Genomic DNA, 15203 nt, shown 5'->3' with positions numbered 1-15203 from the left:
GGCTTCTTCCGATGAAGGTCGACACCCGCGCCCTGGCTGCCAGGGGACTGGCGGAGATCGCGCTGCGCGGCGCCTCGCTGCGCGACGTGATGGAACGCTCCGCCCCCCGGCTGGCCGACCCGAGGGACCGCGCCCTGCTGATGGCCTTGCTCAGCGAGGGTGCGCGCTGGTGGCTGCGCTTCGATGCCGCGGTCGACGGCCTGCTGGAGAAGTCCCTGCGCCACAAGGATCCTGCCGTGCACGCGCTGCTGGTGCTGGGCCTGGTGCAACTGGAGATCCTCGAACTGCAGGACTACGCCGCCGTGGCCGCCACGGTCGAAGCGGTGCGCGCGTTGAAACGGCCGCAGCTGGCCGGGCTGGTCAATGCCGTGTTGCGCCGCTGGCAGCGTGAACGCGAGACCCTGCTGGCCCGGCTCGATGCCAGGCCGCAGACCCGCCACGCGCATCCGGCATGGCTGGCCGCGGCGCTGCAGCGTGACTGGCCGGCGCAGGCCGACGCCGTGATGGCCGCCGACAACCGCGAACCCTCGCTGATGCTGCGGGTGAATCGCCAGCGCAGCGAGCGCGCGGCGTTGATCGAACAGTTGCAGGCCGCCGGTTATGCGGCCCTCGCGCATCCGTGGCTGAGCGACGCGCTGGTGCTGCCGCACAGCACCGACGTCACCCGCATGCCCGGCTTCGAGGACGGCCTGTTTGCCGTGCAGGACGGCGCAGCCCAGGTCGCTGCCGACCTGGCCGATCTCCGCGACGGCCTGCGCGTGCTCGATGCCTGCGCCGCGCCGGGCGGCAAGGCCTGCCACCTGCTGGAACGCGCTGACATCGACCTGACCGCGCTGGAGATGGATGCCGCTCGCGCGGAACGCATCCGGCAGAACCTGATGCGGCTGCGCCTGAATGCGAAACTGGTGATCGGCGACGCCGGAGCGCCCAAAGGCTGGTGGAAGGGCCAACCGTTCGATCGCATCCTGATCGACGCGCCCTGCTCGGCCACCGGCGTATTGCGGCGACGGCCGGATGTGCGGCTGCATCGGCGCGAACGCGATATCGGCGCCATGCACCTGCAGCAGCGGCGCATCCTGTCCGCGCTGTGGCCACTGCTGGCGCCGGGGGGGCGGCTGGTCTACATCACCTGCTCGGTGCTGCGCGCAGAGAACGAGGCCATCGTCGACGAACTGCTGGCAGCCCAGCCCGACGCCCAGGCCGTGGCGTTCAGCCTGCCGGCAGGCCGGGCCGCCGCGACCGGGTGGCAGATCCTGCCCGGGGACGATGACCTGGACGGCATGTATTACGCGGTGTTGCAGAAACTGCGCTGAACCCGGCGCCGACAGTACATGCCGGCGCTGATGATGCCGGCCAGCCCGGCTATGCTTGGCAGCATTGAACGCCGCCGACGGAACGACCGCCCGTGAAGCCTTGTTTACCCCTCTCCCGCGCACGCCCGCTGTGGTTGCGCGACGCCCGCTGGGAGCTGCTGCTGTTCGGCGTGTTCGCCCTGCTGCTGCTCGGTCTGGGCATCGGCCTGCGCGATCCCTGGCCGTCCGACGAGCCGCGCTTTGCGCTGGTCGCGCGGCTCATGGTCGAACACGGCCAGTGGCTGTTCCCGCATCGTGGCCACGAGCTGTATCCGGACAAGCCACCGATATTCATGTGGCTGCAGGCTCTGGCCTATCTCGTGGTGGGCAACTGGCGGGTGGCATTCCTGCTGCCGTCGCTGGCGGCCGGGCTGGTGGCTCTGGCGCTGGTCTATGACCTGGCGCGACGGCTGTGGAATCACCGCAGCGCGCTGCTGGCCGCCACCGCGCTGCTGCTCACCATCCACTTCACCTACCAGATGCGCAATGCGCAGATCGACCCGCTGTTGCTGGGCTGGATCACCCTGGCCAATTACGGCCTGCTGCGCCATCTGCTGCTGGGGCCGGCGTGGCGCTGGTTTGCGGTCGGCTGCTTCTTCGCCGGCGTCGGCGTGGCGACCAAGGGCGTCGGCGTGCTGGCGTTGCTGATGCTGATTCCGTATCTGTTCGCGCGGCGGCGCGGCTGGCATCGGCTCGCACTGCCCGTCGGCGGATGGCGCTGGGCCGGCGGACTGGCGCTGTTCCTCGTGCCGATCCTGGGCTGGCTGCTGCCGATGCTGCTGACCGCTCGCGCCGACGGTGACCCGCAACACGCCGCCTACGTGCAGAACATCCTGTTCGGGCAGACCGTCCATCGCTACGCCACGCCAAGCGGGCACTTCCATTCGCCGTTCTATTTCCTCGGCATCATCGCAGCCGACTGGTTGCCGCTGTCCCTGCTGCTGCCGTGGGCCCTGCCTGCCTGGTGGCGGCGTCTGAAGCGACACGATGCGCGGTTCCTGTTGCCACTGGGCTGGATCGTGCTGATCGTGCTGTTCTTCTCGTTCAGTCCAGGCAAGCGCGACGTCTACATTCTGCCGGCCCTGCCGATGATGGCGCTGGCCCTGGCGCCTCTGCTGCCGGGCCTGCTGCGCCGACGCGACGTGCGCGCGACGGTATTCGGCTTGACCGCGCTGCTGTCCGGCGCCCTGACTCTCGCCGCCGCACTGGCACTCCATCGACATCCCGCCTGGGCCGGCCGCATCGAGCAAAGCCTGGATCCGCAGATCTGGTGGCTGCTGCTGAGCGTGGGTGTGGCCGGGCTGTTGATCGTCGCGTCCACCCGGGTGCGCCGCGCGCCACTGGGCTGGCTGCTGTTTGCCGGCGTGCTGTGGGGGCTTTACGGCCTGTGGGGTTATCCGATGCTCAACGGCGATCGTTCGGCATACGACGTGATGGCAAAGGCCCGCGGCATCGCCGGACCGGACGCCACGATCGGCCTGCTCGCCTGGAAGGAACAGAACCTGCTGATGGCACAGGGGCCGGTCGCCGAATTCGGCTTCCTCAAACCGTGGCCGCAGCAATATGCCGACGCCATCACCTGGTTGCGGCAGGCTCCCGCGCAGCGCTGGATCTTCAGCCTCGACGAGGCGATGGGTTCATGCGTGGATCGCCACCATGCCATCCATGTCGGCCACGCCAATCGGCGGGAATGGTGGATGTTCAGGGCCGATGCGGTAATCCCCGGCTGTACCCCCGGAGCGGGCACGGACGAGGACGACACGCCTTAGCATGGGGCCGTGCCTCCCCTGCAAGCGCAACAATTTGCGTTCGCACCGGTGTCGGCCACAAGAAGGATGAACCTCGGTGTTACGATGTTTCGCGCGCGCGCCACGCGGAGGACACTGGCCGGATAGCATTGCAAGAAGGGAATCCATGCTGGTTAGACAGGTACATGATGTGCGCGCTTTTCCGGTTTCACGGCAAATCTGGGTGGTTTCGCTGCTGCTGGCAATGATGCCGCTGTGTTTTGCGCTATCCATGCGTCTCAAGACCGCACCGATGGCAGTGGCTTTCCTGATCGGCATCGCGGCCTTGATCACCCGCAGGGAAACCCGGCTCGCCTGGCGCGTGGCCTGGCCTGTCGCCGCGGTCTGCCTGCTGCGGCTGCTGTACGACATCGGCAATTTCCTGGGCCATCGCCTGGCGTGGTCGACACTCGACCTGCCGGCACAGACGTTGTTGTTCCTGGCCATCGCCGCCGCATTCACCTTGCCGCTGAAGCAGCGTGTGATCGCGATCGGCTTCAGCCTGACCACGGTGCTGCTCGGCGCGACGTGCCTGTTCCAGCGCTACGTGCAAGGTGTCGATCGCCCGTACGGGCTGAACGGCGGCGACTGGGCCGCGGTCGAGTTCGCCATGTACCTGCTCGTGCTGGTCCTGCTGTCGATGTTGCAGGCGCTGCGTCCGGGCACCTCGCGTCCCGATCGATGGCTGCACGCGATGGCAGTGGCGATCGGGCTGTATGGCGCCGTGCTGACCCAGAGCCGCGGACCGTTGCTGGCGTTTGCTCCGATCTACCTCGGTCTCATGCTTTGGTATGGCTTGCGTTCGCGGCACTGGCGCCGGATGCTCACGCTGTTCGCGATCACCGTCGCGGGCATGCTGGCGGTCACCGCCACCCTGCACCGGGAGATGGTCGATCGGCTTGCCGATGTCCCCGCCGAGATGGCCAGCTACAGTGCGGACGACACCACCGGCGCGGTGCGCGAACGAATGGAGATGTGGCACATGGCATGGCAAGCCTTCACCGAACATCCGCTGGCCGGCATCGGCCTCGATCAGTTCGGCGTCTATGTCCGCGAACAGGTCGCGCTCGGCAACGCCAGCCCGGCGATCGCCAAATACGTGCATCCGCATAGCGAGTATTTCGAATCAATGGTCGCTGGCGGCTTGCCTGCCCTGCTGGTTTTGCTGCTGTTTCTCGCCGTGCCGCTGGGATTCTTCGCGCGCCAGCTGAAGCACGCGGATGAATCGGTCGCCGCCGCTGCCGCCGCCGGGCTGATGGTGATCGGCATGTACGCTCTCTGTGGGTTCAGCGACAATGTGTTTTATCGGGCCATGCCGCAATCGCTCTACCTTTTCCTCGTGTTGGGCCTGGCCGTCAGCATCGGTCAACAGCTGCGCAACGCTCCCATCCGCTGACCCAGAAATAGCATGGCCCGTATCAATCTGCTCGCGTGGGACAACCAGCGCGGACTCAGCCACGACATCCGGCTGCTGTCCGGAGCCCTGGTCACGCTCGGCCACGAGGTCCACGTGACCCGGCTCGGTTCGCATCGGCGGGATGGCTGCTGGCAAAGCCGGCGGCTGCATCTGCGCATGTGGTGGCAGCGGCTGCGCAGCGGCGATCGACATGCCACCCCGTACGACATCAACATCGCGCTGGAACATGTTCGCCCCACCTGGTTCGGACTGGCCCGGCTGAACCTGCTGGTACCGAACCCGGAATGGCTGTCGCCGCGCAGTCAGCGCTACCTGCGGCGCTTCGACGCCATCCTGTGCAAGACCCGCTACGCCGTCGACCTGTTCAACGCGCGCGGCTGCCGTGCCTTGCACATCGGCTTTCGCAGTACCGATTGCCTTGTACCGGAGATCCCACGCAAGGCCACCTTCCTGCACCTGGCCGGCGCCAGCCGGATGAAGGGCACCCAGCGCCTGCTGGCCCTGTGGCAGAGGCATCCGGAATGGCCGAAGCTGCTGGTACTGCAGTCACCTCGCACGGCGATCGCGCAGCCCGATCCGGCGCCGGCCAATATCGAGCATCGGGTCGGCTACCTGGATGACATCGCTGAACTCCGCCGCCTGCAGAACTCGCACATCTTCCATCTGTGCCTCTCCGAAACCGAGGGCTGGGGCCATTACATCGCCGAAGCGATGAGCTGCAAGGCGGTGGTGATCACCTGCGATGCGCCGCCGATGAATGAGCTGGTCACTCCGGCGCGAGGCATCCTGGTGAAGGCCAGCGAGGCGGGCCCCTTCAATCTGGCTACCCTGCACCGGTTCGACGAGGCCGCGCTGGAGACCACCATCACGCGCCTGAGCGGCATGCCCGAGCGCGAGTACACGGCGCTCGGCGAGCAGGCACGGGCGTGGTTCGACACGAACGAGGCGTCCTTCGCCGAACGACTGGACGCCGCCTTGCGTCAGCTGCCCTGAGTCACCGCGGCAGCGCGCACGACTGCGCGAAGGTCGACCGCCGGGCGGGCAAATTCGGCGAGGTGCCGTTCCACCCCCAACTCGCAGCGAATCAGCCGGCGGGCCCGGGTGTCGTCCACGATGCGATCGTTCGGATTGTCGACCACGTGCTTGCGGGTGCGATGGTACAGATGCGTCGCCAACGCACTGAAACGCAGGTCGCGCCTCAGCAGGCCCAGATGGAAGGCACGAGCCGCCAGTTCGGTGTCCTCGCGCCCCCAACCGGTCATCGCCTCGTTGAAACCGTTGAGGACCAGCAGGTCATCGCGCCAGAACGCCATGTTGCAGCTCTTGATCCCGCGCCGTTTGGTACCGGGCCGGGCATACCAGCGCGCCAGCACCGGCAGGCGCAGGGTATGCCGGCGACGCTCGATGCCGCGACTGAAGAAGCCCGGCATCAGCCGGATATTTTCCAGCATGCGCCGGGTCAGCCGGGCATCGGTCAGCACGCGTGAGCCCTGCACGAAGCAGCCGCGACGCGCGAACGCGCGGTGATCCGCAATGAAATGGCGCTCCGCCACCATGTCGCCATCGAGCAGGATCACATAGTCGCCCTGGGCCGCGGCGATCGCGCGATTGCGCGCCCGGCTCATGCGCGCGCCATCGTCGGGCTGCCACAGATGCACCAGGCGCACCGGGTAATCCAGCGCCATGCGCTCGAGCACGGCGCGCGTCGCCGGCTGCGAACCGTCGTCGGTGACGATGACCTCGTACGGCAGCTCGCTCTGTGCGGCAAGCGCCGTCAGCACCCGCTCGAGTGCCTCCGGCCAGTTATAGGTAATCACGGCCACACTGATCCGCACGGTCAATACCCCATGCGGGATGCGCGCGCCAGCGGCCTCATCCGCGCAGCTTCCAGCCGCGCAGGAAAATGGTCAGCGCGCGCTCCCACTTCCGCCATGGCGAGACTCGCCGCATCATCACCAGCCTCACGTAGCGCTTGGTCTCGCTCCAGGTCGGATGCGGCTTGGTCATGAATTCCAGCTTGCTGAACTCGATGCACTCCGGTCCCATCCCGACCCGATCGGCGTAATGCCGGATCAAGGCGCTGGAAGTCATCTTGTTGACGTATTCGATGCGCGGCGACTGATTCGACCACCAGCCGTTCTTGCCGTGGATGCGGTAGCCGACACACCCCGTCGGCAGGTAGTACTTGTGCGCCCCCAGCACGCTGCAGCCGAACACCAGGCAATTGTCGGCCGACAGCCGCCAGGTCCGCTGGAACGCCTCCGGCAGATCCAGTGCCTGCCGCGCCCAGGAGGCGCGCATCGACAATGCCGAGGTCGGCGCGCCGTACCACTGGGTCAGCACGTAGGTGCTGATCGCGGTATAGCCCAGATCGACCGCACGATCGTGGAACTTCATCACCCGATCCTGCTGGTCGAACAGCTGCAGGTCGGAAAACACGAAGTCGATGTCCTTGCGCGCGTCATACAGCTCACCGAGGCGAGCCAGATAGTCCGGTTCCCAGCGATCGTCGGAGTCGAGGAAACAGACCACCTCCGCACGCACTTCGTCCACGCCTCGCTGGAACGCACTGAGCTGCCCACCGTTGCTGCCGGTCAGCAGGGTGACCCGCTCATCGTCACCAAAGCGCTCGCGCAGCAGGGCTTCCGATCCATCGGTAGAGCCATCGTCGACCACGATCACCTGGGCCGCCCGGCGGCTTTGCGCCAATGCGCTCTCAACCGCCTCGATCACGAAATCGCGATAGTTGTAGCTGGTGATGACCACGGCAAGGCTGGTGGCAGGGGGCCGCGCGCCGGCACCTTCGCCAGCCGATCCGGTGACCCGCGTCACGGATGGCTTCTCGAGGACGGCGTCGCCGCTCACGGTATCGCTTGTTTGCACGATCTCCCCCTCTGCGCTGGGCAGGATTGCGGCAATGGACGCCAGACGACGGCTGCAGGCATGCTGGATGCGAGCGCATGCGTGCATCATAACCAACCGGGCAGCGTCGCTGCTCGCACAGGCCGCTGGAGTGGCCGGACCGATCGGCTAGAATCCGCCCATGTCCATGCCTACCCTGCCGCTGAGCCTCGCCGTCATCACCCACAACGAGGCCGACAACATTGCGCGTTGCCTGGACAGCGTGCCGTTCGCGGCCGAAAAGCTGGTGGTCGATTCGGGCAGCGACGACGCCACGGTCGCGATCGCGCAGGCCCATGGTGCGCGCGTGGTGCAGCAGGACTGGCTCGGCTTCGGTGCGCAGCGCAACTTCGCCACCACCCAGTGCAGCCATGACTGGATCCTGGTGCTGGATGCCGACGAATACCTCACCCCGGAACTGGCCGCGGAGCTGCAGCAGCGCCTGCCGCAACTGATGGCCAGCGACGCCCCGGCCGCCTGGCTGCGCCGCAGCACGATCTACATGGGTGCGCCGATGCGCTGGTATCGGCCGGCGGTGGGCGAACGGCTGGCGCGGCTGTACCACCGCGAACGCGCTCGCTGGACCGACGCTCGGGTGCACGAGTCGCTGCGTTTCGACGGCATCGCGCCGACGCTGCGCGCGCCGTTCAACCATGTCAACAACCCGACCCTGGTGCACAAGCAGCTGAAGGTGTTGCGCTATAGCGAGCTGAAGTGTCGCGACTGGCTGGAACGCGGCAAACCGGTGCGGATGTGGCAGACCCCGTTCGTGTACGCGCTGGCGTTCCTCAAGGATTACCTGTTCCGGCTGGCCTGCCTCGACGGCTGGCGCGGCTTCATCATCGCGCACACCGCGGCCAGCTACGCGGCCTACAAGCGTCTGCGCTACTACGAGATGCGCCACAACCCCGAGTCGGTGGCCCGCGCCGCCCATATCCTCACCCACCATGGCATCGATCGCTGATGAGCAACCCGCCCGCCCCGGCCAGGTCCGCCGCGAAGCATTACCTGCTGTACGGCTCCGAACGCTACGCGCTGGCGATCCTGCGCCCGCTGCAGGTGGCGATCCGCGCGCGCGGCGACGAGGCGGCGTGGTTCTTCGACGGCCCGGGTGCCGAGGACCTGACCGCAGACGAGCGCCTGCTGACGGTGCAGGAAGTCCGCCACTGGAAGCCGCTGGCGGTACTCACGCCCGGCAACCACCTGCCGCACTTCTTCCCCGGTGCGAAGGTCGAGGTGTTCCACGGCTTCGATGCCGGCAAGCCCCGGCACATCTATATCCGCGGCTTTTTCGACCTGTACTGCACCACCGGCCCTCGCGATACCGCGCAGTTCCAGGCGCTGGCCGACAAGCTGGGCCACTTCAGCGTGGCCGAGACCGGCTGGCCCAAGCTCGATCCGTTCATGCGCGAGATCGCCGGCCCGTTGCCGCCGGTGCGCCAGCCGCCGGTGATCCTCTACCACTCCACCTTCTCGCCCTCCTGGAGCGCCGCCGAGACGCTGTACGAGGAGGTCAAGCGGCTGTCGCGCGACGGCCGCTGGCGCTGGATCATCACCTTCCATCCGAAGATGAATCCGGACACCGTGGCGAAGTTCAAGGCGCTGCAGAACGAGCACCTGCGTTTCGCAGAGAACGACAACATCCTCGAGCTGTTCCCGCAGGTCGACCTGATGTGCTCGGACACCTCCTCCGCGCTCAACGAATTCCTGCTCACCGGCAAGCCGGTGGTGACCTACAAGAACCGCCGGCCCGGTCCGCAGCTGATCGACATCGACGACCCGGCGCAGTTCGAGCCGGCGATCGAACGGGCGCTGGCGCGACCGCCGGAACTGATGACGGCGATCCGCGACTACGCCAATGCGATCCACCCATACCGCGATGGCCGCTCCAGCGAACGGGTGCTGCAGGCGATCGATACCTTCCTCGCCGCCGGCGCGCGCAACCGGCGACGCAAGCCGCTGAATCTGTGGCGCAAGCTGAAGCTGCGCCGGCGCATCGGCTACTGGGGACCGGCCTGACCACGCACCGGATCGTGCCCACGGTCGACTTGCAGACGCCCGGCGCAAGCTAGAATCTGTTCACGCCCGCCAAGAGTCCGCCCGTGTCAGCCAGCCGTTACAGCCGTTCCGAACAACTGCGCACCGTCTGGCCCTGGCTTCCGCTGTGGACGCTCGTGGCCCTGCTGGCCATCTTCTCGCACGGCCCGATGCCGCTGTATTCCACCCGCACCCTCGCGGTGGCGTGGGACATGTGGAGCCACGGCCACTGGCTGGTACCGCACATCAACGGCCAGCCCTACAGCGAGAAGGCCCCCTTGCTGTTCTGGCTGATCCAGTGCGGCTGGTTCGTGTTCGGTGTCAGCGACATCTGGCCACGAGTGCTGGAAGTGCTGATCGGCGGCGCGCAACTGGTGCTGGTGTCGATGCTGGCGCGACGACTGTTTCCGAGCCGGCCGTGGATGGCCAGGGCCACGCCCTGGATGCTGCTGGCATTCGGCTACGCGTTCCTGTTCGGCCTGCAGATCATGTACGACGTGCTGCTGGCGCTGTGGGTGCTGGCCGCCCTGCTGTGCCTGACCCCGAAAGCGCGCCGCGCCGAACCGCGCTGGCTGCTGTTCGGACTGTGCATCGGGCTGGGCCTGCTGACCAAGGGTCCGGTGATGTTGCTGCATGTCATCTTCCCGTGGCTGCTCGGCCCGCTGTGGAACGACTGGGCACGCCAGCATCGCGGGCGCTGGTACGGACGCGGCCTGCTGGCGCTGCTGCTGGGCGGCGCCATGCTGCTGGCGTGGGCGTTGCCGGCCGGGTTTGCCGGTGGCGAGGCGTATCGACAGCGGCTGTTCTTCACCCAGACCGCCGGCCGGGTGGTCGACAGCTTGGCGCACGGCAAGGATCTGCAGAACCACTCCGAGCCGTTCTGGTTCTATCTGCTGTGGCTGCCGGTCCTGCTGTTTCCGTTCAGCGGCTGGCCGCGGATGTGGGTTGCCCTGGCCGGACTGCGACGCCCGCTGGAATCGGGCCTGCGCTTCGCGCTGTGCTGGCTGCTGCCCTGTTTCATCGTGTTCTCGCTGATCAGCGGCAAGCAGCTGTATTACCCGTTGCCGGAACTGGCCGGCATGGCATTGCTGATGGCCGGTGCGATCGCCGTGCTGCGCGAGCGCCGGCCCGTCCTGGCCGAGCATGACTGGCTCGGCACCTGGCCGCTGGGAGTGGGCGGCATGCTGTTTGCGCTGGCGCTGTTCGTGCTGCCCATGCTGGTGGCCGGCCATGTCCTGCAAGCCGACTGGGCCGAGGCGGCTGCGCCGTACAGCCGCTATTTCGCCGTGGTGTTCCTGCTGCTCGGTGGCCTGCTGCTGTTGCGCGGGCGCGGCGAATTGCGCCGTCTGGCGGTGGCCGGGCTGGTCGGCGTGCTTGCCCTGAATACCCTGTTCACGCTGACCCTGTGGTCGCGCTGGGACCTGCGCCCGGCGGCGCATCTGCTCGGCGCGGCCGAGCAGGCGAATCACCCGCTCGCCTACCTGGGCAATTACGAAGGCGAGTTCCATTTCGAGGGCCGGCTGACCCGTCCGATCCAGGAACTCTTCGGCGACAAGGCGATACAGGATTATGCGCACGCGCATCCGGACGGCCTGATCGTCACGCACCCAGGACAGCTCGAACCGGCCGACCTGCGTTACGCCTTGCTGGTCCAGCCGTTCCGTTCATCCTGGCTGGTGATCTGGCCTGCCGCCTCGCTGGCCGACCTGCGCGCCGGGCGAACCCCGCCGGAGCCGGCGCAGCCCACCCTGGTCTATCCGGTGGACGACTGGCGCTACCACGCGCAGCCATGAACGCCGGACTGATCGCCAACCTGCGCCGGCAGTGCGGCGGCCCACGCGACGGCGCGCTGCTGCGGTTTTCGCTGGGCAATGCGCTGCTGGCCGAGGGTGCGGTCGACGAGGCGATCGACGAGCTGCGCCGTGCCACCGTGTTCGACCCCGCCTATTCGGCGGCATGGAAGCTGCTGGGCAAGGCCTGTCTCGACGCCGGCCAGCCGCAGGCCGCCGCGGACGCCTGGCGCCACGGCATCGCCGCCGCCGCCCAGCGCGGCGATCAGCAGGCCGGGAAGGAAATGCAGGTGTTCCTGCGCCGCCTGGAAAAAAACTCGCCGTAAGTCGCGGCGCGCGCGGCTACCCCTGCTCGCGATCGTACGGACTGACCAGGCCATCGGCCGAATAGCGCTTGTACTGCCACTGGTACTGGGCAAACGCCAGCTCGACGCAGTCCTGCACGCCACGGTTCAACGCCGCGCAAGCCACGTCCGGATCCGCATCGGCCAACCCCGCGGGTGCCGGCAGCAGATGGATGCGGTAACCGGCACCCGCCGGCAACCGTTCGGCGAACGCGAACAGCACGGTCGCGCCGGTGCGCGCGGCCAGCCGCGGCAACAGCACCATGGTCAGCGCCGGGCGGCCGAAGAACGGCGCGAGACGACCCTCGCCCGAACGCGGCTTCTGATCCGGGAGGATACCGACGCTGCCACCGGCGGCCAGGCGCTTGTACAGGCTGCGCACGCCGGCGCCGTCGGCGCGGATCTGCTCCGGCGCCAGCGCGCCGCGCACCTTGCGCAGCAGACCCTCGATCGCGGCGATCCGCGGTGGCCGGTACAGGATCGCCATCGGCGTCTTGCGGCACAGCCAGTAATTCAGCAGCTCCCAGCAGCCCAGGTGCGGCGCCGCGATGATCACCCCCTTGCCCGCCGCCAGCGCGGCATCGAGCAGCGCCTCGCCGCGCACTTCGCGCACCAGCTCCAGGGCATGTTCGGCACCGCCGCCCCAGACCTTGACGATCTCGCTGATCGACTTGCCGCTTTCGGTCATCACCTGGCGCAGCAAGGCGGCCTGGGCGGCGTCATCCAGTTGCGGCCGCACGATGCGCAAATTGACCGCGGTGTTGTGCGCCGTGCGGCCACGCCGCCACAGCACCAGCCGGCCCAGGGTGCTACCCATGCCGTGCAGGACCCGCAAGGGCAGCAACGCCAGCAGGCGCAGGAGCAGATAGATCAGATAAATGTCGACACGCATCTCCGAAAGTGTAGACGAGCGCGCCCTCCGCCGGGCGCCGCCCTGCCGATCGAGGCGGGCGTGCAGGTTCTCGACCGGCCTGCGACGCCAACCGGACTTCGCTATGCTCTGCCGACTCCCGACTCTTCCACCGGTAGCGGCCCCGAATGATTGCCCTGATTCAGCGCGTCCTGTCCGCCAGCGTCCGCGTCGGTGACGAGACGGTCGGCTCGATCGGCCCCGGCCTGCTGGCGCTGGTGGCCGTGCAGCCGGACGACGGCGAGGCGCAGACACGGCGCATGCTCGAACGCCTGCTCGGCTACCGCGTGTTCGCCGACGACGCCGGCAAGATGAACCGCTCGCTCGCCGATACCGGCGGCGGCCTGCTGCTGGTCAGCCAGTTCACCCTGGCCGCCGATACCCGTTCCGGCATGCGCCCCGGCTTCAGCCATGCCGCAACACCGGAACACGGCCGGCACTGGTTCGAACGGCTGCTGAAACTCGCCCGCGAGACCCATTCGGGAGGGGTGGAAACCGGCCGCTTCGGTGCCCATATGTTGGTCCAGCTGGTGAATGACGGCCCGGTGACTTTCTGGCTCGAGACCGGCTGAATGGCGAAGCCTGTGCAGCAAACGGCCTTGCAGCCCTCCAGGTACGCCAATACCGTGATTTGGCGCGATTTTTGCCTGTCACAGCATAAGTTCTTTCCACTTGAAAACTGGCCAAAAAAGCAGCACATCGCTATAATGTCCGGTTCTTGCACCCCTCGGCGGTCGGTTAATTAATGAACAGCAAAGCTCCCCACGAGCAACAGTCGGAAATCAAGGCGCTCATCTCCAAGGGTCTGGAGCAGGGCTACCTGACGTATGCCGAGATCAATGACCACCTGCCCGACGACATCGTCGATCCGGAGCAGATCGAAGACATCATGGCGGTGCTCAAGGGCGTCGGCATCGAAGTGCACGACGCTGCCCCCGACACCGACACCATCGCCGATGGCGCCGCACCCGGCAGCAGCTCGGGCGATGACGATTCCGCCGCCGAGGAAGCGGTGGCGCTGCTGTCCGCGGTCGACGCCGAAGTCGGTCGCACCACCGATCCGGTGCGCATGTACATGCGCGAGATGGGCACGGTCGAACTGCTCACCCGCGAGGGCGAAATCGCCATCGCCAAGCGCATCGAGGAAGGCCTCGGCCAGGTCCAGACCGCGCTGGCCAGCTTCCCGCTGACCATCGAATTGCTGCTGGAAGAGTACGACCAGCATCTGGACGGCAAGCGCCGTCTCAGCGAAATCCTCGCCGGCTTCCTCGATCTGGAGGAAGCCGCCGACATCGCCCGCAAGGAGAAGGAGGCCGCCGCCCTGCTGGCGCCCGAACCCGAGCCCGGTGACGACGCAGACGGCGACGACGACGACGACGATGCGGAAGAGGAAGAGGCTGGCCCGACCGGTCCGGACCCGGAAGAGGTCAAGCGCCGCATGGAACTGCTGCGCGACTACTACGGCAAGTTCCAGAAGGCCGCACCGAAGGCCGCCAGCATCACCGACAAGAAGATCGTCAAGCTGCGCGACCAGATGGCCGAGGAGTTCCTCAAGCTCAAGCTGCCATCCGCGCTGATCGACGGCTTCGTGCGCAAGCTGCGTGAAGTGGTAGGCGACATCCGCCATCACGAGCGCGTGCTGCTGGACATCTTCGTCAAGCAGGTGAAGATGCCCAAGGCCGAGTTCATCAAGACCTTCCCCAGCAACGAGGGCAACCTCGAGTGGGTGGCCGAGCTCAGCCGCAAGCGCCAGAAATGGTCGCCGAACATCAAGACCCACCGCGAGGCGATCGACGCCGAGCAGGAGAAGCTCGCCGCGATCGAGCGCAAGCTGTTCCTGCCGCTGATCGACATCAAGGACATCAACCGCGCCATGGCCAGCGGTGAGGCCAAGGCCCGTCGCGCCAAGAAGGAAATGGTCGAGGCGAACCTGCGCCTGGTGATCTCGATCGCCAAGAAGTACACCAACCGCGGCCTGCAGTTCCTCGACCTGATCCAGGAAGGCAACATCGGCCTGATGAAGGCGGTGGACAAGTTCGAGTACCGCCGCGGCTACAAGTTCTCGACCTATGCCACCTGGTGGATCCGCCAGGCGATCACCCGCTCGATCGCCGATCAGGCCCGCACCATCCGCATCCCGGTGCACATGATCGAGACGATCAACAAGCTCAACCGCATTTCCCGCCAGATGCTCCAGCAGTTCGGCCGCGAGGCCACGCCGGAGGAGCTGGCCAAGGAAATGGAGATGCCCGAGGACAAGATCCGCAAGGTGCTGAAGATCGCCAAGGAGCCGATCTCGATGGAAACCCCGATCGGCGACGACGAGGATTCCCATCTGGGCGACTTCATCGAGGACGGCAACGCCAGCTCGCCGGTCGACTCGGCCACCGAGACCGGCCTGATGGAAACCGTGCGCGACGTGCTTGCCGGGCTGACCCCGCGCGAGGCCAAGGTGCTGCGCATGCGCTTCGGCATCGACATGAACACCGATCACACGCTGGAGGAAGTCGGCAAGCAGTTCGACGTCACCCGCGAGCGGATCCGCCAGATCGAGGCCAAGGCACTGCGCAAGCTGCGTCACCCCAGCCGCTCCGAACAGCTGCGTTCGTTCCTCGACGTCGAGTAGGCCGGCCGATCGTCAGCGACCCCGGACAACGCCCGCCTC

At 67.1% G+C, this 15203-nt stretch carries 13 protein-coding genes; 10 read left to right on the top strand and 3 right to left on the bottom strand.

From position 1 onward, the window contains the following. Nucleotides 1-11: 11 nt before the first annotated feature. The 4 genes from rsmB (at nt 12) to ACFPPA_RS00285 (ending at nt 5549) form a co-directional block, all read left to right on the top strand. Entirely contained in the window at nt 12-1313 is a 1302-nt protein-coding gene (rsmB, locus tag ACFPPA_RS00300) for a 16S rRNA (cytosine(967)-C(5))-methyltransferase RsmB (protein ID WP_377316125.1), read from the top strand. A 92-nt stretch (nt 1314-1405) separates the two neighbouring features. Further along, nucleotides 1406-3121, top strand: a complete 1716-nt coding sequence (locus ACFPPA_RS00295) for an ArnT family glycosyltransferase (RefSeq protein ID WP_377316123.1) — start codon at nt 1406-1408, stop codon at nt 3119-3121. A gap of 250 nt (nt 3122-3371) precedes the next feature. After that, nucleotides 3372-4535 (top strand): O-antigen ligase family protein, encoded by a 1164-nt coding sequence (locus tag ACFPPA_RS00290; RefSeq protein ID WP_377316121.1) that lies wholly within the window; start codon nt 3372-3374, stop codon nt 4533-4535. Between the two features lie 12 nt (nt 4536-4547). After that, nucleotides 4548-5549 (top strand): glycosyltransferase, encoded by a 1002-nt coding sequence (locus tag ACFPPA_RS00285; protein WP_377316119.1) that lies wholly within the window; start codon nt 4548-4550, stop codon nt 5547-5549. On the opposite strand, the gene ACFPPA_RS00280 is transcribed toward ACFPPA_RS00285, so the two are convergent. Next, nucleotides 5537-6391: a glycosyltransferase family 2 protein gene (locus tag ACFPPA_RS00280; protein WP_377316117.1), complete on the bottom strand. Its 855-nt coding sequence runs from the start codon at nt 6389-6391 to the stop codon at nt 5537-5539. The two genes, ACFPPA_RS00285 and ACFPPA_RS00280, sit on opposite strands and share 13 nt — an antisense overlap. Nucleotides 6392-6428: 37 nt before the next feature. Continuing rightward, nucleotides 6429-7439, bottom strand: a complete 1011-nt coding sequence (locus ACFPPA_RS00275) for a glycosyltransferase family 2 protein (protein WP_377316115.1) — start codon at nt 7437-7439, stop codon at nt 6429-6431. 166 nt (nt 7440-7605) lie between these two features. Here ACFPPA_RS00275 and ACFPPA_RS00270 point away from each other — a divergent pair, with 166 nt between their 5' ends. The 4 genes from ACFPPA_RS00270 to ACFPPA_RS00255 all read left to right on the top strand — a co-directional run bounded on the left by ACFPPA_RS00270 (nt 7606) and on the right by ACFPPA_RS00255 (nt 11610). After that, nucleotides 7606-8421: a glycosyltransferase family 2 protein gene (locus ACFPPA_RS00270; protein WP_377319409.1), complete on the top strand. Its 816-nt coding sequence runs from the start codon at nt 7606-7608 to the stop codon at nt 8419-8421. Next, on the top strand, nt 8421-9476 hold the full coding sequence (locus ACFPPA_RS00265) for a CDP-glycerol glycerophosphotransferase family protein (protein ID WP_377316113.1): 1056 nt from the start codon (nt 8421-8423) through the stop codon (nt 9474-9476). Before ACFPPA_RS00270 ends, ACFPPA_RS00265 begins: the two co-directional genes overlap by 1 nt. An 83-nt stretch (nt 9477-9559) precedes the next feature. Then, a complete protein-coding gene (locus ACFPPA_RS00260) occupies nt 9560-11287 on the top strand; it encodes an ArnT family glycosyltransferase (protein ID WP_377316111.1) in 1728 nt (575 codons plus the stop codon). Continuing rightward, the gene (locus tag ACFPPA_RS00255) at nt 11284-11610 is read left to right on the top strand and encodes a tetratricopeptide repeat protein (RefSeq protein ID WP_377316109.1); all 327 of its coding nucleotides are present in this window, start codon (nt 11284-11286) and stop codon (nt 11608-11610) included. The genes ACFPPA_RS00260 and ACFPPA_RS00255 overlap by 4 nt, the downstream gene beginning before the upstream one ends. Before the next feature lie 16 nt (nt 11611-11626). On the opposite strand, the gene ACFPPA_RS00250 is transcribed toward ACFPPA_RS00255, so the two are convergent. Then, the gene (locus tag ACFPPA_RS00250; protein WP_377316107.1) at nt 11627-12520 is read right to left on the bottom strand and encodes an LpxL/LpxP family acyltransferase; all 894 of its coding nucleotides are present in this window, start codon (nt 12518-12520) and stop codon (nt 11627-11629) included. A gap of 146 nt (nt 12521-12666) precedes the next feature. Between ACFPPA_RS00250 and dtd the strand changes: the two genes are divergently transcribed. Both dtd and rpoD read left to right on the top strand, forming a co-directional pair. Next, entirely contained in the window at nt 12667-13110 is a 444-nt protein-coding gene (gene dtd / locus ACFPPA_RS00245; protein WP_377316105.1) for a D-aminoacyl-tRNA deacylase, read from the top strand. Between the two features lie 173 nt (nt 13111-13283). Continuing rightward, nucleotides 13284-15164 carry an RNA polymerase sigma factor RpoD gene (gene rpoD / locus ACFPPA_RS00240; RefSeq protein ID WP_377316103.1) on the top strand — a complete coding sequence of 627 codons (1881 nt, stop codon included), beginning with the start codon at nt 13284-13286 and terminating at the stop codon, nt 15162-15164. Nucleotides 15165-15203 lie beyond the last annotated feature (39 nt).

This window comes from Rhodanobacter ginsengisoli, from assembly GCF_042657065.1.
In the GTDB taxonomy this organism is placed as follows: Bacteria; Pseudomonadota; Gammaproteobacteria; order Xanthomonadales; family Rhodanobacteraceae; genus Rhodanobacter; species Rhodanobacter ginsengisoli.
This window is presented reverse-complemented; position numbering and strand designations above follow the sequence as displayed.

Excerpts from the sequence above, each read along its gene's own strand:
- rsmB (WP_377316125.1), top strand. The coding sequence starts at position 12 with ATGAAGGTCGACACCCGCGCCCTGGCTGCCAGGGGACTGGCGGAGATC.
- ACFPPA_RS00290 (WP_377316121.1), top strand. The coding sequence starts at position 3,372 with ATGCGTCTCAAGACCGCACCGATGGCAGTGGCTTTCCTGATCGGCATC.
- ACFPPA_RS00285 (WP_377316119.1), top strand. The coding sequence starts at position 4,548 with ATGGCCCGTATCAATCTGCTCGCGTGGGACAACCAGCGCGGACTCAGC.
- ACFPPA_RS00270 (WP_377319409.1), top strand. The coding sequence starts at position 7,606 with ATGCCTACCCTGCCGCTGAGCCTCGCCGTCATCACCCACAACGAGGCC.
- ACFPPA_RS00265 (WP_377316113.1), top strand. The coding sequence starts at position 8,421 with ATGAGCAACCCGCCCGCCCCGGCCAGGTCCGCCGCGAAGCATTACCTG.
- ACFPPA_RS00255 (WP_377316109.1), top strand. The coding sequence starts at position 11,284 with ATGAACGCCGGACTGATCGCCAACCTGCGCCGGCAGTGCGGCGGCCCA.
- ACFPPA_RS00250 (WP_377316107.1), bottom strand. The coding sequence starts at position 12,520 with ATGCGTGTCGACATTTATCTGATCTATCTGCTCCTGCGCCTGCTGGCG.
- dtd (WP_377316105.1), top strand. The coding sequence starts at position 12,667 with ATGATTGCCCTGATTCAGCGCGTCCTGTCCGCCAGCGTCCGCGTCGGT.
- rpoD (WP_377316103.1), top strand. The coding sequence starts at position 13,284 with ATGAACAGCAAAGCTCCCCACGAGCAACAGTCGGAAATCAAGGCGCTC.